This window comes from uncultured Granulicatella sp. (assembly GCF_963521425.1).
Lineage (GTDB): Bacteria > Bacillota > Bacilli > Lactobacillales > Aerococcaceae > Granulicatella.
The window spans coordinates 1-22,164 of the sequence record NZ_CAUQUN010000008.1 but is presented as its reverse complement, the minus strand read 5'-3'; the positions used below and the strand labels follow the sequence as shown (position 1 = coordinate 22,164).

At 34.1% G+C, this 22,164-nt stretch carries 17 protein-coding genes and 1 tRNA gene; 15 read left to right on the top strand and 3 right to left on the bottom strand.

Annotation, left to right across the window (positions count from 1 at the left end; all coding sequences use genetic code 11):
• Nucleotides 1–19 precede the first annotated feature (19 nt).
• Both sdaAA and msrA read left to right on the top strand, forming a co-directional pair.
• Nucleotides 20–922 carry an L-serine ammonia-lyase, iron-sulfur-dependent, subunit alpha gene (gene sdaAA / locus RWO76_RS03325; protein ID WP_314354282.1) on the top strand — a complete coding sequence of 301 codons (903 nt, stop codon included), beginning with the start codon at nucleotides 20–22 and terminating at the stop codon, nucleotides 920–922.
• Nucleotides 923–924: 2 nt separating this feature from the next.
• Nucleotides 925–1,446: a peptide-methionine (S)-S-oxide reductase MsrA gene (gene msrA, locus RWO76_RS03320; protein WP_314354281.1), complete on the top strand. Its 522-nt coding sequence runs from the start codon at nucleotides 925–927 to the stop codon at nucleotides 1,444–1,446.
• Between the two features lie 62 nt (nucleotides 1,447–1,508).
• On the opposite strand, the gene brnQ is transcribed toward msrA, so the two are convergent.
• Nucleotides 1,509–2,831, bottom strand: coding sequence for a branched-chain amino acid transport system II carrier protein (gene brnQ / locus RWO76_RS03315; RefSeq protein WP_314354279.1), 1,323 nt, complete (start codon nucleotides 2,829–2,831; stop codon nucleotides 1,509–1,511).
• A gap of 168 nt (nucleotides 2,832–2,999) precedes the next feature.
• On the opposite strand from brnQ, the gene RWO76_RS03310 reads away from it, so the two are divergent.
• From RWO76_RS03310 to RWO76_RS03250, 13 genes are all read left to right on the top strand, one after another.
• Complete coding sequence (locus tag RWO76_RS03310) at nucleotides 3,000–3,941, top strand: nucleoside hydrolase (RefSeq protein ID WP_314354277.1); 942 nt, start codon at nucleotides 3,000–3,002, stop codon at nucleotides 3,939–3,941.
• 142 nt (nucleotides 3,942–4,083) lie between these two features.
• A complete protein-coding gene (dusB, locus tag RWO76_RS03305; protein ID WP_314354276.1) occupies nucleotides 4,084–5,103 on the top strand; it encodes a tRNA dihydrouridine synthase DusB in 1,020 nt (339 codons plus the stop codon).
• 123 nt (nucleotides 5,104–5,226) lie between these two features.
• A complete protein-coding gene (lysS, locus tag RWO76_RS03300) occupies nucleotides 5,227–6,732 on the top strand; it encodes a lysine--tRNA ligase (RefSeq protein ID WP_314354275.1) in 1,506 nt (501 codons plus the stop codon).
• 199 nt (nucleotides 6,733–6,931) lie between these two features.
• Nucleotides 6,932–8,317, top strand: a complete 1,386-nt coding sequence (dnaB, locus tag RWO76_RS03295; protein WP_314354327.1) for a replicative DNA helicase — start codon at nucleotides 6,932–6,934, stop codon at nucleotides 8,315–8,317.
• Between the two features lie 25 nt (nucleotides 8,318–8,342).
• The gene (locus tag RWO76_RS03290; RefSeq protein ID WP_314354273.1) at nucleotides 8,343–9,638 is read left to right on the top strand and encodes an adenylosuccinate synthase; all 1,296 of its coding nucleotides are present in this window, start codon (nucleotides 8,343–8,345) and stop codon (nucleotides 9,636–9,638) included.
• Nucleotides 9,639–9,676: 38 nt separating this feature from the next.
• On the top strand, nucleotides 9,677–10,393 hold the full coding sequence (gene yycF / locus RWO76_RS03285) for a response regulator YycF (protein WP_314354271.1): 717 nt from the start codon (nucleotides 9,677–9,679) through the stop codon (nucleotides 10,391–10,393).
• A 74-nt stretch (nucleotides 10,394–10,467) separates the two neighbouring features.
• Nucleotides 10,468–12,318, top strand: coding sequence for a cell wall metabolism sensor histidine kinase WalK (gene walK / locus RWO76_RS03280; protein WP_314354268.1), 1,851 nt, complete (start codon nucleotides 10,468–10,470; stop codon nucleotides 12,316–12,318).
• Complete coding sequence (locus RWO76_RS03275; protein ID WP_314354266.1) at nucleotides 12,309–13,643, top strand: two-component system activity regulator YycH; 1,335 nt, start codon at nucleotides 12,309–12,311, stop codon at nucleotides 13,641–13,643. Before walK ends, RWO76_RS03275 begins: the two co-directional genes overlap by 10 nt.
• Complete coding sequence (gene yycI, locus RWO76_RS03270) at nucleotides 13,633–14,460, top strand: two-component system regulatory protein YycI (RefSeq protein WP_314354264.1); 828 nt, start codon at nucleotides 13,633–13,635, stop codon at nucleotides 14,458–14,460. Before RWO76_RS03275 ends, yycI begins: the two co-directional genes overlap by 11 nt.
• Before the next feature lie 33 nt (nucleotides 14,461–14,493).
• On the top strand, nucleotides 14,494–15,300 hold the full coding sequence (locus tag RWO76_RS03265) for an MBL fold metallo-hydrolase (protein WP_314354263.1): 807 nt from the start codon (nucleotides 14,494–14,496) through the stop codon (nucleotides 15,298–15,300).
• A gap of 150 nt (nucleotides 15,301–15,450) precedes the next feature.
• Complete coding sequence (locus RWO76_RS03260) at nucleotides 15,451–16,767, top strand: trypsin-like peptidase domain-containing protein (protein WP_314354261.1); 1,317 nt, start codon at nucleotides 15,451–15,453, stop codon at nucleotides 16,765–16,767.
• Nucleotides 16,768–17,232: 465 nt separating this feature from the next.
• Nucleotides 17,233–17,320, top strand: a tRNA-Ser gene (locus tag RWO76_RS03255).
• Nucleotides 17,321–17,477: 157 nt separating this feature from the next.
• Nucleotides 17,478–20,249: an AAA family ATPase gene (locus tag RWO76_RS03250; RefSeq protein ID WP_314354260.1), complete on the top strand. Its 2,772-nt coding sequence runs from the start codon at nucleotides 17,478–17,480 to the stop codon at nucleotides 20,247–20,249.
• A 38-nt stretch (nucleotides 20,250–20,287) separates the two neighbouring features.
• On the opposite strand, the gene larD is transcribed toward RWO76_RS03250, so the two are convergent.
• Both larD and larC read right to left on the bottom strand, forming a co-directional pair.
• Complete coding sequence (larD, locus tag RWO76_RS03245) at nucleotides 20,288–21,019, bottom strand: D/L-lactic acid transporter LarD (protein ID WP_314354259.1); 732 nt, start codon at nucleotides 21,017–21,019, stop codon at nucleotides 20,288–20,290.
• 29 nt (nucleotides 21,020–21,048) lie between these two features.
• Nucleotides 21,049–22,164, bottom strand: a 1,116-nt coding sequence (gene larC / locus RWO76_RS03240) for a nickel pincer cofactor biosynthesis protein LarC (protein ID WP_314354258.1), incomplete at its 5' end; no start/stop codon positions are given.

Genomic DNA, 22,164 nt, shown 5'->3' with positions numbered 1-22,164 from the left:
TTAAGAAAGGAATTTCGTGATGTTTGTTAGCATACAGGAAATAGTCGCATTAGCAACTAGCCAAAATAAATCTATTTCTGAAGTAATGATTGAACAAGAAATGGAAATGACCCAACAAAGTCGAGAATTTATTTGGGCGAAGATGGAAAAAAATCTTCAAACAATGAAAAATGCGGTAGAAAGAAGTATACAGGGTCAAGGTGTATTCTCTCCAACAGGACTAACCGGTGGGGATGCTGTAAAAATGAAAAAATATCGCGAAAAAGGAAAAACTTTATCCGGAGATAAAATTTTAGCAGGAGTGCAATACGCTTTAGGAACAAACGAAGTGAATGCAGCGATGGGAATTGTTTGTGCGACACCAACTGCGGGTGCTAGTGGAACTTTACCAGGGGTTGTATTTTCTATTTCAGATAGTATGGATTTAACTCATGAGCAACAAGTACGATTTTTATTTACAGCATCAGCATTTGGAATGGTTGTTGCCAATAATGCAATGATTGCTGGAGCGATGGGTGGTTGTCAGGCTGAAGTGGGAAGTGCTAGTGCGATGTCTGCAGCAGCAGCTGTTGAAGCTGCCGGAGGAACGCCGCAACAATGTTCCGAAGCTTTTTCGATTGCATTAGGGAATTTGCTAGGCTTAGTGTGTGACCCTGTTGCCGGCTTAGTAGAAATCCCATGTGTGAAGAGAAATGCGATTGGAGCAGGAAATGCACTAATCGCCGCAGATATGGCATTAGCAGGGATTACAAATGTTATTCCTGCAGATGAAACAATTGAAGCAATGCGTTCTATCGGTAAAAGAATGCCAAGTGAATTAAGAGAAACAGGATTAGGTGGAACTGCTGCTACTCGAACAGGACTAGCGATTAAAATGAAAATTTTCGGACAAGATGTTTCGCTTGAAAAAGAGGAGGAATAATGATGGCAAAAGAAGTAGCAACATTTGCAGGAGGATGTTTCTGGTGTATGATTAAACCATTTGATACACAACCAGGAATTGAATCAGTCATTGCAGGGTATACAGGAGGTCATAAGGAAAATCCTACTTATAAAGAAGTTTGTTCAGGAACAACAGGACATACAGAAGCTGTACAAATTACCTTTGATCCAGAAATCTTCTCTTATGAACAATTAGTTGAAGTCTATTGGCAACAAACAGACCCAACAGATGCGATGGGACAATTTGTAGATAGAGGAGATTCTTATAGACCAGTGATTTTCTATCACACTCCAGAACAAAAAGCAATCGCAGAAGCTTCGAAAAAAGCTTTACAGGAAAGCGGACGTTTTAAAAAAGATATTGTTACAAAAATCGAACCAGCGAGTACATTTTATCCAGCTGAAGAGTATCACCAAGATTTTTATAAGAAAAATCCAGATCATTACTATCGTTACCGTGGTATGTCTGGGCGTGATACGTTTATTGAAGAAAGTTGGAAATAGATTATTTCAAAACAAAAACCGAGGAGTTTCATTTTTCGAAATTCCTCGGTTTTCTTATTATGTTACCTTTCAATTCTTTTACTCCCCACTCCAGTCAATTTACTAATGACAGTAAATACAACTGAACCGATAATAGCAGGGACTAACCATTCGAATCCGAATTGGTGCAATGGTAAGGTGTTTGTCCAAGCAGCTAATCCAGAGAGGAAGTTGCCACCTTGCATTTGTGAGAATAGATGAATAGCTTGAATTCCTCCAATAAAGAATGCGCCAACAACTGCACCTGTATAAGTCCAGTTATAAACAATATAGCGGTCAAAAATGGATAAGAAGATTAAGGCGATGACCATTGGATAAATAGCGCTTAATACTGGAACTGCTAATTGTAATAAGGCATCTACTCCTAAAAGTGATAGAAGGAATGAAATCACGACTGAAACGACAACAATTTTTTTATATTCTAATTTCCCATTTGTTAAAGTTGAAAAATAATGTCCACAAGTTGTAATTAGCCCAACGGATGTTGTTAAGCAAGCAAAGGATACGGCAATCCCCATAGCAACTTTACCAAATGATCCTAATAATTGTTCAATTAAACTAATTAATAAAGCCGGTCTTTGAACCGTTGAATCATAAACCGTACTTACAGTTGCTCCAGCATAAGTTAAACTGCTGTACACTAATGCTAGTAAAATGAAAGATACAATTCCGACTCCAAACATCATTTGATGTTGTTCTTTTTTCTCTGTATAACCACGTCTAGTTAAGTCTGAAATCACAACTCCTGCCATTAAGGCTGCTCCAAGTGCGTCCATTGTTTGGTAACCTTCTTTAAAGCTTTGAGAAAATAATCCCACGGAAGTTGTTGCTTGGAAGCCTGCATTCGGTTGAATTACAGCTCCAATAAATACAAGTAATAGAATAAATAATAAAATCGGAGTTAAATATTTCCCAATTGCATCAATAACGGTGTGTGAGTGAATCGCAATGTATAAAGTTAATCCGAAAAAGATAAGAGAGGTAATCCATTGTGGAGCAGTTGGTACAAATGATTGTACAAAAATTTCATGAGTAGTAGCTCCGGTTCTTGGAACGGCAAATAATGGCCCAATTAATATAATGGAAATCGCTCCAATAATGATAGAAAAATGTTTACTAACTCTTTTTCCTAAATCGGTTGCTTGTCCTCCTAATAGTGCTGTTACAATTACCCCAAGAATTGGTAAAAGTGGATCAGATAGTAAAAATGCAATATTTGCAATTCCCCAGTTATTTCCAGAAATAACTCCTAAATAAGGGGGGAAGATTAAATTACCAGCACCAAAGAAAATGGCAAATAATGCGAATCCACAAATAATAATATCAGTGATTTTCTTTCGAGACATAAATTTCCTCCTGTATATTCTTAAAAAATGATTAAAAAACAATTACAAATAGTGTACCATTTCTTTTTTTGGATTGCTAGTGATATGTACAAAGTTTCACGAGTGGATTTTCAAAAACTTATTGATTACAATGTTATTAGGAAAACAATTTGTTAGGAGGTTATCCTTTTGCGTAAAGTATATTTAAACCATGATGGTGGAGTAGATGATTTAGTCTCATTATATTTATTATTAAAAATGGAAGATGTTGAATTAGTTGGTGTAGGTGTTATTGAAGCAGATTGTTACTTAGAACCTGCGGTTGAAGCAAGCAAGAAAATTATTCAAAAATTTGGTTCTACAAAAGATCAAAGAATTCGTGTTGCTTCTTCAAATTCACGACCGATTCATCCATTTCCAAAAGAGTGGCGTATGCATGCTTTTACAGTAGATGCTCTGCCCATTTTAAATGAACATAAACCGATTTTAGTACAAGATTCTCCTTATAAAGCACATGAGGATTTAGTGCATGTTTTAAAGGAATCAACGGATAAAGTGGATTTATTATTTGTAGGGCCATTAACGGATTTAGCTCGAGCATTAGATTTGGATGCAAGTATTGAAGAAAAAATTGGAAAACTATATTGGATGGGTGGTACATTTTTAGAACAAGGAAATATTGAAGAACCGGAACATGATGGAACAGCTGAATGGAATGTTTATTGGGATCCATTTGCTGCGAAACGTGTTTGGGAATCATCGATTCCTATTGAATTAGTCGCCTTAGAAAGTACTCGTATGGTTCCATTAACGTTAGATGTACGTGATCGTTGGGCGAGAGAACGTAAAGTAGAAGGCATTGATTTCTTAGGCCAATGCTATGCTATTGTTCCTCCATTGACGCATTATGTTACGAATTCAACCTATTTCCTATGGGATGTATTAACAACAGCTTCTTTTGGAAAAGAAGATTTAGTGAAACGAGAAGTTGTTCCCTCAGATGTAATTACAACAGGTGCAAGTTCTGGTAGAACAATTCGTGTAGAAGATGGTCGTCCAGTTGACCTTGTTTACTATGTAGACCGTGATGCATTTTTTGATTATATTACAGGCTTAGCAAGAAAAGATTAACAAAAGTTAGATTAACTGTAAAAGGAAGAGATTCTTTTTGCAGTTTTTCTTTTTTATCAGTGAAATGAACCATGATAATACACGAATGATAGCTATCTATGGTACAATAGCTAAGCAGAATGATTGAAAGTGAGGAAATAAAATGAGTTTTAAGATTGGCAATATTCAAATTGACAATCCAGTAGTCGTTGCACCGATGGCAGGAATTAGTAATTCAGCTTTTCGTGTAACGGTAAAAGAATTTGGAGCAGGCCTAGTTGTTTGCGAAATGATTAGTGATAAAGGAATTCAATTTAGAAATGAAAAAACATTAAGTATGTTACATATTGAACCAAATGAATACCCATTGAGCGTCCAAATTATGGGCGGAAATAAAGATACATTAGTAGAAGCTGCCAAATATGTAGCTGAAAATACAGAGGCAGCGATTATCGATATTAATATGGGATGTCCTGTGAATAAAGTGATTAAAGCTGAAGCTGGCGCAAAATGGTTATTAGACCCAAATAAAGTTTATGAAATGGTTGCTGCAGTAGTGGATGCAGTAGATAAACCTGTAACGGTAAAAATGCGTACCGGTTGGGATGATGAACATTTATATGCCGTTGAAAATGCGCTTGCAGCAGAACGAGCAGGTGCAAGTGCTGTTGCGATGCATGGTAGAACTCGTGTACAAATGTATGATGGAAAAGCAAACTGGGAAATTCTTGGTGAAGTGAAGAAAAACTTAACACGAATTCCATTAATTGGAAATGGAGATGTTCGTTCTCCTCAAGATGCTAAGAAAATGATTGAAATAGCGGGTGTAGATGGTGTCATGATTGGACGAGCAGCCTTAGCAAATCCATGGATGATTAAACAAACCGTTCATTATTTAGAAACAGGAGAATTATTACCAGAAAATACTGTTCCAGAAAAAATTGAAATTGCTAAAACACATTTAGATCGTTTAGCAAATTTAAAAGGTGAATCAGTAGCAACAAAAGAATTCCGTAAATTGGCAGCTTATTACTTAAAAGGAATTCCACGTGCAACGAAAACAAAAGTTGCAATTAATGAATCAACGACAGTATCTCAAGTAAATCAAATTTTAGACCAATTTGTGAAAGAACATTTAGAGCGTGTTGAAAGACAATTAGAACGTGGAAAAGAAGTAGAGTAAAAACTTTTTAAACACTTTTATAGAACTTTATTTCTATTGATATAAACGCTTTATTTATCAGTCAATAATTGGTACAATAGATAAGAAATACAGTGACACACGTCACAAAAAGGAGGAAATGCAGTGTCTAACGAAGTAGAAGTACAAGAAACACTGAATGATCAATTACAAGTTCGCCGTGAAAAAATGAATCAATTACGTGAAAAAGGGGTAGAGCCTTTTTCAACAGGATTTAAACAAAAACAATCAACTGAAGAAATTCATAAACAATTTGAAGGTGCGACAAAAGAAAGCCTAGCAGAACAAGAAGAAGTGACGGTTCAAATCGCAGGTCGTATCATGACAAAACGTGGAAAAGGTAAAGCAGGTTTTGCTCACATTCAAGATGGTAAAGGTCAAATTCAAATTTATGTTCGTAAGGATGTTGTCGGAGACGAAGCTTATGAATTATTTGATAAAGCAGACTTAGGAGATATCGTGGGTGTTGTAGGAACAATTATGGTGACAAACACTGGTGAATTATCTGTTAAAGCTAATGAATTTGTTCATTTAACAAAAGCTTTACGTCCATTGCCAGATAAATATCATGGACTAACAAATGTAGAGCAACAATACCGTCAACGTTACTTAGACTTAATTAGTAACCGTGAGAGTATGGATCGCTTTGTAACACGTAGTAAAATTATCCGTGAAATTCGTCATTACTTAGATTCTCGTGATTATTTAGAAGTTGAAACACCAGTATTACACACATTAGCTGGTGGTGCGAATGCTCGTCCATTTATTACTCACCACAATGCTTTAGATATGGAATTATATATGCGTATTGCTCCAGAATTACACTTAAAACGTTTAGTAGTAGGTGGAATGGAACGTGTATATGAAATCGGTCGTGTGTTCCGTAATGAAGGAATCGATACAACTCATAACCCTGAGTTTACATCTATCGAAATCTATACTGCTTATACTGACTATCAAGATGTTATGGACTTAACAGAAGGAATCGTATCAAGCGTTGCACAAGAAGTTTTAGGGAAAACAAAAGTCCCTTATGGAGAATATGAAGTTGAATTAAAAGCTCCTTGGAAGAGAGTTCATATGGTAGATGCCATTAAAGAAGTAACAGGAGTAGACTTCTGGGTAGAAATGACAGATGAAGAAGCTCGTGAGATTGCTAAAGAAAAAGGTGTGAAAGTTGAAGACTCAATGACTTATGGTCACGTAGTTAATGAATTCTTTGAAACATTTGTAGAAGAAACATTAATTCAACCAACATTCATTTATGGACATCCAGTAGCAGTATCTCCACTTGCTCGTAAAAATGATGAAGATCCACGTTTCACAGATCGTTTCGAATGCTTCATTTGCACAAAAGAATATGCAAATGGATTTACAGAGTTAACAGATCCAATTGATCAACGTGAACGTTTCATGAAACAAGTAGAAGAAAAAGAAACTGGTAACGATGAAGCTCATCCATTAGATGAAGATTTCGTACAAGCATTAGAATATGGATTATCTCCAACTGGTGGGGTAGGTATCGGTATTGATCGTTTAGTAATGTTACTAACAAACAGCCAATCAATCCGTAATGTATTACTATTCCCAACAATGAAACATCAAGACTAATCATTAGAAAAAGGCACTTCTTAGAGAGATTCTGGGAAGTGTTTTTTGTCGTTTGGAATATGGAGGAAAACTTTCTTGTTAGAATTGTGAAGAATGTTAGATTTTTCCTATTAGGTGAAAGGTTCTGTCTGTTTCTTTTGTAGATTTTATGGTAAAATGACACCGTATGTATTGAATGAAAGAAGGTGTCAATGGACAAGTGGATGAACAATTTGAAGGAAGAATTCCACCGCAAAATTTAGATGCAGAACAATCTGTTTTAGGAGCAATTTTATTAGATCCAGATTCAATTGTGTCTGTAATGGAATTTTTAATGCCAGAAGATTTTTATCGAGTAAACCATCAAGTGATTTTTAAAGCGATGGTGGAATTAAATAATGATTCTTCGCCCATTGATATTGTTTCAGTTGCAGAACGTTTAAATCAAAATAAACAATTAGAAAATGCAGGTGGACAATTTTATTTACTAGAATTAGCTGAAAAAGTTCCAACTGCTTCGAATGTAGAATATTATTCTAAAATTGTTAGCGAAAAATCAACTTTACGAAAATTAATTCGAACTTCTACAGATATTGCAACAGATGCATATGGTGAAACAGATGAAGTAGCAGTAGTGTTGGATAGAGCTGAGCGAAGTATTTTAGAAGTTTCTGAAAAGAGAAATCGAGCAGGATTTGTAGATATTACAAAAGTCTTGAACGAAGCCTATTTATCTCTTGAAGAGCGTATGAAAAATACGGGAGAAATTACAGGAATTCCAACAGGATATATTGATTTAGATCGAATGACTTCAGGACTTCATTCGGATGAATTAATTATTTTAGCAGCACGTCCATCTGTTGGTAAAACAGCGTTTGTATTAAATATTGCTAAAAATGTTGCGACAAAAACAAATGAAACGGTAGCGATTTTCAGTTTAGAAATGAGTGCAGAATCTCTTGTAAATCGTATGTTGTGTTCAGAAGGCAGTATTGATGCAAGTAATATGCGAAATGGTCGTTTAACGGAAGAAGAACTTCGTAGTTATTTTGTAGCATCGGGTACTTTATCGAATGCACCAATTTATATTGATGATACTCCTGGGATTCGTGTATCAGAAATTCGTGCAAAATGCAGACGATTAAAACAAGAGCGGAATAATTTAGGGTTAATTGTCATTGATTACTTACAATTAATTGAAGGAAATGGACGAGAAAGTCGTCAACAAGAAGTTTCAGAAATTTCAAGAAATTTAAAGAAACTTGCTAAAGAACTAAGTGTTCCAGTTATTGCGTTATCTCAATTATCACGTGGAGTAGAGCAAAGACAAGATAAGCGTCCGGTAATGTCGGATATTCGTGAATCAGGTTCGATTGAACAAGATGCAGATATTGTAGCATTCTTATATCGAGATGATTATTATCGACAAGAACCAGATGAAGATGGAAATGTTCCACAACAAGAATCGAATAATATTATTGAAGTCATTATAGAAAAGAACCGTAGCGGTCCACGAGGAACCGTAGAATTAATGTTTATTAAAGAATATAATAAATTTACATCGATAGCATCGAAAAGTTTAGAAGCTTCAATGCCACCAATGTAGAAAAATAAATTAAAGAGGTGCGGATATGTCATCAGTAGTAGTAGTAGGTACACAATGGGGAGACGAAGGAAAAGGTAAAATTACTGATTTCCTAAGTGAAAAAGCAGAGTATGTGGCTCGTTATCAAGGGGGCGATAACGCTGGACATACGATTCAGTTTGGTGGAGAAACATATAAATTACATTTAATTCCATCAGGAATTTTCTCACCAGAAAAACTTTGTATTATTGGAAATGGGGTTGTAGTAAATCCAAAATCTTTAGTAACAGAGTTAGCCTATTTACATGAACGAAATATTACGACTGATAATTTAAGAATTTCAGATCGTGCGCACGTAATTTTGCCATATCATATTGAATTGGATCGTTTACAAGAAGAAGCAAAAGGTGACAAAAAAATCGGTACTACGATTAAAGGAATTGGACCTGCATATATGGATAAAGCTGCTCGTGTAGGGATTCGTATTGCGGATTTATTAGATCGAGAAGTTTTTGAAGAACGTTTGCGTTTGAATTTAGAAGACAAAAATCGTCAATTTACTAAATTATATGATGTAAATCCAATGAGTTTTGAAGAAATTTTTGAAGAATATTATGAATATGGACAACAAATTAAACAATATGTTTGCGATACTTCTGTCTTATTAAATGATGCTTTAGATAATGGAAAACGAGTATTATTTGAAGGCGCACAAGGTGTGATGTTGGATATTGACCAAGGAACCTATCCATTTGTAACTTCTTCTAATCCATTAGCAGGTGGAGTTACAATTGGTAGTGGCGTTGGCCCTTCAAAAGTGACAAAAGTAGTCGGTGTTTGTAAAGCATATACTTCGCGTGTAGGAGATGGCCCATTCCCGACAGAATTATTTGATGAAATTGGAAGCCGTATTCGTGAAGTTGGTCGTGAATACGGAACAACAACAGGACGTCCACGTCGTGTAGGATGGTTTGATAGTGTTGTGATGAGACATTCAAAACGTGTATCTGGTATTACAAATCTATGCTTAAATAGTATTGATGTATTAACTGGATTAGAAACTGTAAAAATTTGTGTTGCTTATCGTAAGTCAAATGGAGAAGAAATTAGTCATTATCCAGCAAGTTTAGTAGAATTAGGACAATGTGAGCCAGTTTATGAAGAACTTCCTGGTTGGACTGAGGATATTACAGGATGCCGTACATTGGATGAATTACCAATTGAAGCACAAAACTATGTTCGTAGAGTCTCAGAACTAGTAGGAGTGAAGATTTCAACATTCTCAGTAGGTCCGGATAGAAACCAAACTAACATTTTAGAAGATGTTTGGGATAGTAAATAATATTTCCCAAACGCTCGATCGCAAGAGAGGAGCTAGTTATGAAAAAGATTTTAGTTGTAGATGATGAGAAACCAATCTCAGATATTGTCAAATTTAGTTTATCAAAAGAAGGTTTTGAAGTTGTTACTGCATTTGATGGTGAAGAAGGGTTAGCAGTTTTTGCTGCTGAAAATCCCGATTTAGTGATTTTAGATTTAATGTTACCAAAAATTGAAGGATTAGAAGTTTGTCGAGAAATTCGTAAAACAAGTAATGTTCCGATTATTATGGTAACAGCGAAAGATTCTGAAATTGATAAAGTTTTAGGACTAGAATTAGGAGCAGATGACTATGTGACTAAACCATTTTCAAATCGAGAATTAATTGCTCGTGTGAAAGCTAATTTACGTCGTCAACATATTTCACCAAGTGAACCGGATGAAGAAAAAGCAGCAAACGAAATTGTATTAGGAAGTTTAATTATTCATGAAGATGCCTATGTGGTTTCTAAACGAGGCGAAGAAATTGAATTAACACATCGTGAATTTGAGTTACTTCACTATTTAGCAAAACATATTGGTCAAGTCATTACGAGAGAACACTTATTACAAACGGTTTGGGGATATGATTACTTCGGAGATGTTCGTACAGTAGACGTAACGGTTAGACGTTTACGTGAAAAAATTGAAGATACACCGAGTCATCCTACATGGATTATGACAAGACGTGGAGTAGGCTACTATATTAAAACTCCAGAACAAGAAAAAGAAGCTTAGAAAGATGCGCTTTTCTTTACCAAGAAATATTCTGGGAAGAAAGGCGCATTTATTTTTAATAAAGGAGAAAAGCTATGCAAAAAGTGAAACGATTCTTTCGTTCCATTCAATTTAAAATCCCTGTGTTATTTATTTTTATGCTGATGATTTCATTGCAATTGATTGTTGCAAACTTTCTTCGTCAATTAGAAACACAGATGATTTCAAACTTCCAAGAACAAATTCAATTACAAGTTGGATTTTTAAAAAATAGTGTTCAACCTATAGTGTCAAAAGACGATAAGGATGAAGTAAAAATAGCAGAAATTTCTAAAATACTGCAAGATTATCCGACAGGAAGTAGTATTGTAGAAGCTCGAGTATTAGATTCTCAGGGATATATTTTAGGGACGACGAATCAGTCGCAACAATCAGTTGTAGGAACTCGAACGACAGAAGCAGATGCACAACAAGTATTATTAACAAATACAACGTATGCTTATAATTATACAGAACATGATACTCGTTATTGGAAAATAGTCTCTCCAATTTCGTCTAGTAGTGGAAATTCAGGAAATCCTATAGGAATTATTTCTGTTACGACTAATATCGAGTCGAGGTATACTCAAGTAAAAGATATCGGAGTTATTTTCGTAAGTTCATCTTTAATTGCTATTGTTTTAGTGATTATTATTACTTTCTTAATTTCTCAAGGAATTACAAAACCGATTGCTGAAATGAAAAAACAAACGGAAAAAATTGCCGAAGGAAATTATACTGGTGAAGTAAAAATTTATAGTGATGATGAGATTGGTCAATTAGGGCAAGCAATTAATGATTTATCTTTTAAAATTAAGGAAGCTCAAGAAAGTACAGAATCAGAACGTCAACGTTTAGATAGTGTCTTACGTCATATGAGTGATGGAGTTATCGCAACAGATAGACGTGGTCGTATTGTAATTATGAATACAGCAGCCTTAGATATTTTAAATTTGAAGTCTGAAAAAGTGATAGGTATTCCTTTATTATCTATTTTACCTTTAGATGAAAAAGTAACTTTTAGAGAGTTATTAGAAACGCAACAAGAAAGATTAATTCATTTAGAAGAAGATGGAGAGGATTCGATTGTTCAATGTGAATTTTCTGTTATTCAGCGTGAATCAGGATTTATTAGTGGATTAGTTTGCGTCTTAACAGACGTTACTGAGCAACAAAAGATTGATAGAGAGCGTAGAAATTTCGTATCCAATGTATCCCATGAATTACGTACTCCATTAACAAGTATTAAGAGTTATACTGAAGCATTAGTGGATGGAGCTTGGGAAAATAAAGAAATTGCTCCAGGATTTTTAAAAGTTATTGAAACTGAAACGGATCGTATGATGCGAATGATTACGGACTTACTGAATTTATCTCGTATGGATCAAAATCGTCTAGGTTTGGAAAAAGAATTTATTAATATGAATGAATTGGTAGTTCATATTGTGAACCGATTCGAAATGGTGTTGCAGTCTGAACCGTATCGTGAAAAAAATTATCGTCTTTTAACAGATATTACGCAGCGAGACTTATGGGTTGAATTAGACCAAGATAAGATAACGCAAGTATTAGATAATATTATTAATAATGCGATTAAGTATTCTCCAGATGGAGGAAGAATTATTGTTCGATTAATGGAAACTCATACGGATATTATTGTAAGTGTGAGTGATGAAGGTTTAGGAATTGCCAGAAAAGATATTCCTCATTTGTTCGATCGATTCTATCGTGTAGATAAGGCACGTTCTCGTGCAATGGGTGGTAGTGGACTTGGATTAGCGATTGCGCAAGAGGTTGTTCAATTACATGGTGGAAAAATTTGGGTGAATAGTATTGAAAACAAAGGTTCAACCTTCTTTGTTTCCTTACCATATATTCCATTTGAAGAGGATGGTGAATGGGAATGAAAATTCGTTTAAGATATTTAGTGTTCATTTTAATGCTATTAAGTATTATTAGTTTAGTATTAACGATGGCTGTTGTATTCCGACCTGTAGAAATTTTCTCTCCAAATGGATTTACAAGAAATGTAGCTTCAACAAACCAAGATGCTAGTACTCAATCAAGAGTTTCTTATTCATTGGAAGATGTTTTTAGACCAACGCGTTTTATTATTTCTTATGAGAATAAAGGAAAAATGACGAGTGATTCTACAATCATTGCTTCTGTTAATGAAGATTTAGTTGGTAAATATAAAGATATTTCAAAAAAAGAAGTACTGAGTCAAGAAGCATATGAACAATTAGTATTAAGAGAGTCATTTGGTCAATTATTATTTGATGCTCCAGTGACATTTGGAGTAATGACGAGATATTTTAATGATGTACCTGATGAATATAAGCAAGAAACTTTTAGTAGAATTATTTATCGTTATGATGATCAAAAAAATGTTTACTTCATTAATGATTATACAAAGCAAGTATTTCAAGCTAAAACAGATCAAGATGTTCAATTAGAGTTATCCAAATATCATGATGATACAAAATTTCACTTAGTAGAGTCCTATATTTTAAAAAATAAACAGATTTTCATTGAAGTGAATAATCTATCATTAGAAAAACAAACTTATCTGATGGAACAAATTCCAATGAGTTTTTATATTACTCAGTTATTTGCCAATCCTTCAGAATTGAGAAATAGAAGTGATGGACAATCAATTATATATAATGATAATCTTTCCCAATTAAAAATGGATCGGTCAACAAATGTTATTTCCTATTACCAAAATCGAGTAGATGATGAACATTTAACAACAACCGTTCATTTACAGCAATCTTTTGCGCAAATGAAGAAATTAGGTGGATGGAAATTAGGGATGAGTTTCTCAGACTTTGATAATGATCGAAAAATTGTAGAGTATATGCGATATGTAGGAACTTATCCAATTCTTTCAAATGCGAAAGAGGGATTATCTCAATTTATTATTACAGCAACAGGAATTGAAAAAATGCGTGTTTCTTCTCTAATTGCGGAGACTCCGATTCCTTCAAAAAATGAATCTGTTAATTTAATGAGTGGGAAAGAGTTAATGGATCAAATTTTAGGGAAAGGAATTGCATTAGATACGTTAGAAGATATTCGTTTAGGCTATGCTTGGCAATTAAGTCGAGAAAGTAATCAAATTGTTGAGTTTGTACCAAATTGGTTTATTAAAATAGACCATAAATGGAAAACTCTACAAGAAGTTTTACTGCCAACACTTGAACAAGGAGGAGATAACGATGGATTTTAGACGATCGACTTTAGTATTAATTATTAGTTTTCTCTTCTTAGATATCTTTTTGTTTGGAACTTTTTGGCAAATGAAAAAAGAAGTGAAGAGTCCTTTAAATACAAGTATTAATGTCATGGAGCAAATGAGAACGGATGGGATAACAGTGACTGGTGTGAATACAACCGTAGAATCTCTACCGATTATTCAAATTAGTCCTACTAATATCGAACATTTAGTTAATACATTACCTAGTCAAGTTGCTACATATGATAAAGGAGTTATTTCTTCACAATTATTAGCACCGATTCAATTGACATTAGATGCTAATACTACAGCTACAATAGAAAATTTTGCTGAATTAACAACTTATGTAGAGAGTGGTTCTATTATTAATGGAAATCAATATAGATGGTTTAATTATAATCCGACTACACGTAAAGTCATTTATGCGCAACGTGCTAATCAAATTCCAGTCATGGATGGAAGTAGTCAAATTATTTTTACATTAAATGCTAATAATCAAGTTATTAGTTATGAACAGACTTTTGCAGGGAATGTATCAGTACTTGGAACTAATCGTACTTTAATTACATCTCAAAAAGCGATGGAAGTATTATATTTAGCAGGGAGAATTCCAACTCGTTCGACGGTTTCTGTCGTTCGATTATCTTACTATAAATCTTTAGCATTAAAAGATTTATCTATTTATTCTCCAGCTTGGTATGTAGAATTTAAACAAGTAGATGGACAAACTCTCGTTCGTAGAGTAGATGCGATAAGAGGTACTGTATTGACGAATGAAGCAACAGAAACGGTAAATACAACAACACCTTAATAGAACTGTAGCTGCAATAGAAAGGAAGACAATATGAGTGAATCAAGTTTTTTAGTGAGTTTACTAACGAGTGGAAGCTCGGGTAATGCAACGTATATTGAAACACCACAGAGAAAAATTTTAGTCGATTGTGGGTTAACTGGAAAAGCCATTGCAGCACAAATGGAAAAAATTGGACGATCAGTGGCAGATATTGATACGATTTTAGTTACGCATGAACATGTAGATCATATCAAAGGTATCGGAGTATTAGCGAGAAAATACGGTATGGATATTTATGCAAATGAGAAAACGTGGAAGGCCATGGAAAATAAAAATATCGGTGTGATTAAGCAAGAGCAAAAACATTTGTTTGAACCAGGAGTGACAAAGACTTTTGGAGATATTGATGTGATGAGTTTTGCTGTTTCTCATGATGCAGCTTCACCTCAATTTTATTCATTTCAAAAAGATCAAAAACAATTTGTAATGTTAACAGATACAGGTTATGTTAGTGAGAAATTAAGAAGATTATTGTATAATGCAGATGCTTATTTAATGGAAAGTAATCATGATGTTGATATGTTGCGTATGGGGAATTATGCGTGGCATTTAAAACAAAGAATTCTTAGTGATAAAGGGCATTTATCTAATGAAGATGGTGCATTAGCAATGTGTGAAATGCTAGGAGATAAGACAAAGCGAATTTATTTAGGACATTTAAGTCAAGATAATAATTTGAAAGAATTAGCATATCAAACAGCTGAGTCGATTTTATTACAACATGATTGTGGAATTCATGAAACTTTTGAAGTGTATCATACAGATCCATATGAACCGACTGAATTGTTTAGAGTTTAATAGAATTTTCAAAAAATAATGGGATTTTTAACAACTTTATAATGATTTAATTACATTATCTTCAAACTTTTTTCAAAAAGCTAGATTAGTATAAGAGTATCAAAAGAAAGCAATGAAGGAATTGCTAAAGTGAAGAAGGAGGGGATTTTCATGACAAATGAATTCCATGAAGAAGTAGAAAACACACAAGAAAATATCGTATTAAATAAAGAAAATACACAGGAGCCTACTCCAAGTGGAGCCAGAAAAACAAAGAAGAAAAAAGCGTTTCGTTCAGGATTTGTTGGAGGAGTTACAGGTGGATTATTAGCGGTTATTATTGGATTTGGTGCTATGAGCGCGACAGGAACTTTAAACCAATTGACTGGAGCAAAATCAACTGCAACAAGTACAACAACTGTAAAAACAAGCCCAACAGCTTTAACAAATAAGGGTGCTGGAGATGTTTCAGATGTTGTTTCAAATGTAAAAAATGCAGTTGTATCTGTTATTAATAAACAAAGTTTAAATCAAAATAATTTATTTGGAAATTATGGGCAAAGTCGCCGACAAAATCAACAAACAGAAGATAGTGATTTAACAACTGCTTCTGAAGGTAGTGGAGTAATTTATAAAGTTGAAAACGGATATGCTTATATCGTAACAAATAACCATGTTATTTCTGGTTCTCAAGAATTAGAAGTATTAATGGCAGATGGTACTCGTGAAAAAGCAGAATTAATTGGTGCAGATAAATGGACTGACTTAGCAGTATTAAAAATTAAAGCAGATAAAGTAACTACAGTAGCTGAATTTGCAAATTCTGATGAAGTGAAAGCTGGTCAAACAGCAATTGCGATTGGTTCTCCTTTAGGTACTGAGTTTGCTACAAGTGTAACTCAAGGAATTGTATCTGCAAAAGATCGTTCTGTTCCAACAGATGTTGATGGAGATGGTAAACAAGACTGGGTTGTCAATGCTATTCAAACAGATGCAGCTATTAATCCAGGAAATTCAGGTGGTGCATTAGTTAATGCAGCAGGACAAGTCATTGGAATCAACTCAATGAAAATTAGTAAATCAAGTGTAGAAGGAATTGGATTTGCAATTCCAAGTAATGAGGTAGTTTCTATTATTAATCAGTTAGAAAAATCCGGTAAAGTAATTCGTCCAGTTTTAGGAATTTCAATGGTAGATTTAACCTCTGTTTCTTCTCAAGGTCGTCAACAATTAGATTTATCAAACGAAGTTAAAGAAGGTGTCGTTGTCGCGGATGTCCAAGAGAATAGTAGTGCAAGTAAAGGTGGATTAAAACAATACGATGTTATTACAGAAATTGATGGTAAAGCCGTTACAGGAGTACAAACATTAAGAAAAGCATTGTATAGTAAAACCGTTGGTTCTAGTATGGAAGTCACTTACTATAGAAACGGACAAAAACAAACAACAACGATTCAATTAACAAGCTCAGATAGTCCAAGTTTATAAAAAATAGAATAAGATGATGCTATCCACATAGTTATCCACAAAAATGTTGATAACTATGTGGATATTTATTTTAGTTGTGTAGAAAAAATAAAAAAGTTTTTTTAAAAATCATTGAAATAATAAGCTTTTTAAGAAGGCGAGTTATCCACAGGATAATGAACAGTTGTGAATAAGTTTAGTTTAGAGTTCCTGAAAAAGCTTTTACATCAACGTTTTTAGACGTTTTGGATATCTTTGGATAATAGAATAAAATTGTGGATAAAGTAATCGAACAAGATATGACAAAAAAATTACAAAAAAAGGGTATTGACCAATATATAGGGGATAGAAGGAAAATCATAAACAAAATTTAGTAGCGAACATGTGTACATGTGGATAACTCTGTGGATAAGTTGTGAGTTTCTTATAATATTTTGAAAAAATCTTGAGGAGTTTAAGAAAAGAGAATATACTAGTATTAATAATGGAGAAGTACCCAAGAGGCTGAAGGGGTCGCACTCGAAATGCGATAGGTCGTGAAAGCGGCGCGGGAGTTCAAATCTCCTCTTCTCCTTTTATGTTATTGATATATCAATGTTTTCAGCGGTTTTGTTCCTTGCATGTTCCGTGAACAAAACCTTATTTTTATAGAGTTTTCAAATTAACATTGGTATAATAAAACTGTTATATGTAGAAAATTTGATGAAATAAAACATACAAGGAGTGAGAATATGCCAAGATTTCTTGTTGGGGCAACTGTAGATACTTGGGATTTTGATGCGGCTTATGAAGCAGCTAAGGATGGAGATATTATTGAATTTACTCCTAATTTGACAATGAATTTTACAAAAGAGCCTTTTACTGAAATTACAAAAAATATTACAATCATCGGTCATGTAGAAGGAAATACATTTTTAAATACGATTACGGGAAAACTTAGAGTTTCTAATAAGGCTAAAGTTACTTTTCAAAACTTGTGGATGTCAGTAGTAGAAAATAATAATATGTTTCGTATTACAGGAGAAGCAGAAGTAACTTTTGAAAATTGTGTACTGCAAAGTGAATTTCCAGAAAATGAGCATTTCTTGTTGTTTTCAGAAGAAAAAAGTAAAGTCAATTTTAAGGGGTTTACGACAAAGTTACCGGACAAACACCAATTAGGGATGAAATTTGTTCATTCAACCGTTTCTATTCAAGATTCTACGATTCAAAATCGATTATGGATTCGTGAAAATTCTGAATTAGAATTTGTACGTTCAAAAATGGAGTGTAGCCGACCTACTTCTTTATGGATTGAAGATTCAAAACTATCGATTAGTTCAAGTCAAGTTTCTGGAACGTTTGAGGGTGGAAGTCAAGCTGTTTTAAATGCTAGTAAAAGTGAAGTGTTGATTGAAGATAGTCTAATACAAGGTGTTGGAAAGGATTACTATACAATTTTTTTACAAAAATCTTGTACAGGAATTTTCAAAAATTTAAACGTAGATTTTATGAAGCTAAAAAATAGTCATATTCGTATGGTGAATGGGGCTGTAAAGAATAACATTTCGCTTGATGGAGACTCCACTTTATATTCACGAGGAAGATTACGATTTTTAAATAAAGAAAGTCAACATATTCCTATTACTTTAATAACAAATGCATTATTTGTAGGAGACAGTGTAGAAGTAGAAAAAGAAACTTCTTCCATTATCCGTGTAAAAGAAGGTTCATGCTTCGTTGTAAATGACTTTATTCATTTAAATGGGGATGCCACAAAACTGAATTATGAAACAGATGAAACGAGTCAATGCAGCATTGCTCAGAAACATAAAGTAGCTCCAGAAAGAAGCGAAAAAGGGGAGATTATTCGAACTGAAGATGCTCAAAAAGCTCATCATACGAATACTGATTACTATGCTCAATTACAAGAGTTAATTGGTCTTAAAACCGTCAAAGAAAAAGTAGATAAATTAATTCAACAAGCAAGATATAATCAATTACAAATCGAACAAGGATTACCTCCTGAAAAGATGACGATGCATGCAGCTTTCTTAGGAAATCCAGGAACGGGTAAGACAACCGTAGCACGTTTAATGGGACAAATCTTATTCCAATACGGAGCCTTAAAAGGGGAAGAATTTAAATTTGTAGAAGTATCAGCTGCTGATTTATTATCTGGATATGTGAATCAAACTGCAGAACAAACTCGTAAGAAATTAGAAGAAGCTAAAGGTGGCGTATTATTTATTGATGAAGCGTATGCTTTGAATAAAAAAGGTTCGAATAGTACAGGGGAAGAAGCGATTAATGAATTGTTAACGTATATGGAAAACCATCGTGATGATATTATGGTGATTTTTGCAGGATATACAAAAGAAATGGAACAATTTTTCGATGTTAATCCAGGATTTAATTCTCGTGTGCCTCATCAATTAACATTTGAAGATTATTCACCCAATGAAATTGTTCAAATGGGGCTTAAAATTTTTGAAGGAAAAGCTCGAAAAGTTGAAGATCCAGAATTTTATGCTCGTAAAATTAAAGAAGCGTATAAACGTTCCTTAGATAAGAGTAATGCACGATGGATTCGTAATCAAAATGAGCAAATTATGCAAGAATTTATTTTCCGTGTGATGTCACAAGATGGTGAAGATATGACTTTAATTAAAAATCAAGATATTGAAAAAGCATTGTCACAAGGAAGTTATGAAGAATCCGAGCATAAAGTTGATGCATGGAAGCAATTAAATCAATTAATTGGTTTAGAAAAAGTAAAAGAACAAGTCAGCGCCTTTATTAATCAAGTGGAATTATCAAAGGTGAGACAAGAACAAGGTATTGAAACAAAAAATATTACGTTACATTCATTATTCTTAGGAAATCCAGGAACGGGTAAAACAACTGTTGCACGAATTATTGGAGAACTATTGTATCAAAAAGGTATGATTGCAACGAATAAAATGGTAGAAGTTTCTCGTGGAGATTTAATTGGTGGTTACCAAGGACAAACAGCCATTAAAACAAGAGAACAATTACATGCTGCATTAGGTGGCGTACTCTTTATTGATGAAGCTTATTCTTTAAAACATGGGGCTAATGATAATTTTGGGCAAGAGGCTATTGATGAAATCTTGAAGTTTATGGAAGATCATCGACATGATATGGTTGTCATTTTTGCAGGATATCATAAAGAAATGAGTGCCTTTCTAGAAACAAATTCAGGCTTAGCGAGTCGTGTTCCGAATACTTTTGATTTTGAAGATTATACATCTGAAGAAATTGCACAAATTGGATTATATGAATTAGGAAGTGATTCCTTAACAGTAGATGAAGAAGCTTATCGTCAGGCTGTTGCAACAGCATATGCTCGTACGAATGACCGTAGTAATGGACGTTGGATTCGTAACTTCAATGAGAAATTAAGATTACGATTAGCGATTCGATTTGGGAACAATCCATCGATTGATCCAAATCAAATTATTCAACAAGATTTAGATGATGTGTTGGAGATGTCAAAATAAGAGCAAATAAAAAAAGCTGCGTTAGCAGCTTTTTTATTTTACATGAAATATCCTAAGTAATAACGAACAAATAATGCAGCAGCTACAGCACCGATAAATGGAGCAGTACCTGGAACTAATAATCCATATTGCCAGTCATTATTTACTTTATTTTTGATGGGTAATACTTGATAAGCTAAACGAGGACCTAAGTCACGAGCTTGGTTCATCGCGAATCCTGTAGTACCTCCTAGACCCATACCAACAGCCCATACAAGTAAACCAACAATAATGTTTAATTGATCTTTATTCACTTGTTCAGTAGCTAAGATAGCTGTTAAGAAAATGAATGTTGCAAATGCTTCGACGAAGTAGTTACGAGGTAAGTTACGGCAGTTAGGGTTTGTAGAGAAGATGTTACGAATCGCAATTCCATCTACTTGACCTTCAGAAGCTGTAAAGTGGTCTGCATACATGAACCATACGATAACAGCACCAACAAAAGCTCCTAAAAATTCAGCAATTGCTACAGGAATAAATTGTTCAGCAGGTAATAATCCTAATACAACTTTTGCTAATGCCATTGCAGGGTTAATACTAACTCCACCAAAGATGAATAATGTAACAGTAATACCGAATGCCCATGTTGTGATGGCAAATAAGTGACCTGAACCATTGTATTTTGTTTTTTTCAATACTTCGTCACAGTGTACCCCAACCCCGAATAAAATCATTAGGGCAGTTCCCATAAATTCTGATAATAATAAGTGAATAAATTGTTGTGTAAACATATAAGACTCCTTTTTATTTTTAATATAAATTATATTAATAGTTCTTTTTCTAATAGTTGATAGACTTTCCCAATTGGCAATTGATGTTCTTTGGCTAGTCTGGCACAATCCTCGTACTCGAGAGTTGTTTTAGAGATGTTTTGATAGGTGTTTTGTTTTAGGCGAATCATCCCTAAACTAGTTTCTACTTCTTGAAAAGTTCGTTTCATCACTTTTCGGGAAATTTTTTGATAACGAAATCCAATCGTACTTGTTTGCTCAAATAGAATGTTAGTAAATTCTTCTAATTGTGTGAGAGAAATTAGAAGAGTTACATGAATTGCTGGGCGATTTTTTTTCGCTAAAACACTGAAATAAGTAACGTCTAGTGCTCCTTTTTCATATAGGAAATCCATTAAATAACCCATTTGTTCAGGTGTTTGATCATCGATTGTAGTGTCAATTTGATAAATATCATCGTCTAATTGATGGACTTCTTTGAATGAGTGAGTGGTTGGTTGACATAGGCTTCCACGTAGAGCATTGAATTTTCCAGTATCGCGTTTCCCAAATCCATAACCGACAGAAGTAATTTCCAAGTTTTCTGGAACAGTAAAGTCTGGATGGATCGCTTTAAGTAAGGCAATTCCTGTTGGTGTAATTAATTCTGTTTTAATATCAAAATCTTGATGAATTAAAATAGAAGTTCCTTTTCTTAATTGCATGACTGCAGGTACAGGTACAGGCATAACACCATGAGCGACTTTGATAGTACCACTACCTTCGACTAAAGGAGCGCTATACACTTTTGTAATTCCTAAGTTTTCAAACAAGATGAAGAAACTAGCAATATCTACAATAGAATCAATTGCTCCCACTTCGTGGAAATGAATTTGTTCAATTGGTACTTGATGAACAGCAGATTCTGCACGAGCGATATCACGGAATACTTCAATACTTTTTTCTTTTACAAAGTCAGAAACGCTACTATTCTCAAAAATTTCAATAATTTCTTGTAATCCACGAACGTCATCGTGATGATGATGTCCATGTTCATGATAGTGATCGTGTTCATGATAGTGATCGTGTTCATGATGGTGATCGTATTCATGGTGATGATCGTGTTCATGGTGATGATCGTGTTCATGGTGATGATCGTGTTCATG

Coding starts and splice junctions, on each gene's coding strand:
- yycI (WP_314354264.1), top strand. CDS start 13,633: ATGGATTTTAGACGATCGACTTTAGTATTAATTATTAGTTTTCTCTTC.
- RWO76_RS03265 (WP_314354263.1), top strand. CDS start 14,494: ATGAGTGAATCAAGTTTTTTAGTGAGTTTACTAACGAGTGGAAGCTCG.
- RWO76_RS03290 (WP_314354273.1), top strand. CDS start 8,343: ATGTCATCAGTAGTAGTAGTAGGTACACAATGGGGAGACGAAGGAAAA.
- yycF (WP_314354271.1), top strand. CDS start 9,677: ATGAAAAAGATTTTAGTTGTAGATGATGAGAAACCAATCTCAGATATT.
- RWO76_RS03275 (WP_314354266.1), top strand. CDS start 12,309: ATGGGAATGAAAATTCGTTTAAGATATTTAGTGTTCATTTTAATGCTA.
- RWO76_RS03250 (WP_314354260.1), top strand. CDS start 17,478: ATGCCAAGATTTCTTGTTGGGGCAACTGTAGATACTTGGGATTTTGAT.
- sdaAA (WP_314354282.1), top strand. CDS start 20: ATGTTTGTTAGCATACAGGAAATAGTCGCATTAGCAACTAGCCAAAAT.
- dusB (WP_314354276.1), top strand. CDS start 4,084: ATGAGTTTTAAGATTGGCAATATTCAAATTGACAATCCAGTAGTCGTT.
- RWO76_RS03260 (WP_314354261.1), top strand. CDS start 15,451: ATGACAAATGAATTCCATGAAGAAGTAGAAAACACACAAGAAAATATC.
- msrA (WP_314354281.1), top strand. CDS start 925: ATGGCAAAAGAAGTAGCAACATTTGCAGGAGGATGTTTCTGGTGTATG.
- walK (WP_314354268.1), top strand. CDS start 10,468: ATGCAAAAAGTGAAACGATTCTTTCGTTCCATTCAATTTAAAATCCCT.
- larD (WP_314354259.1), bottom strand. CDS start 21,019: ATGTTTACACAACAATTTATTCACTTATTATTATCAGAATTTATGGGA.
- brnQ (WP_314354279.1), bottom strand. CDS start 2,831: ATGTCTCGAAAGAAAATCACTGATATTATTATTTGTGGATTCGCATTA.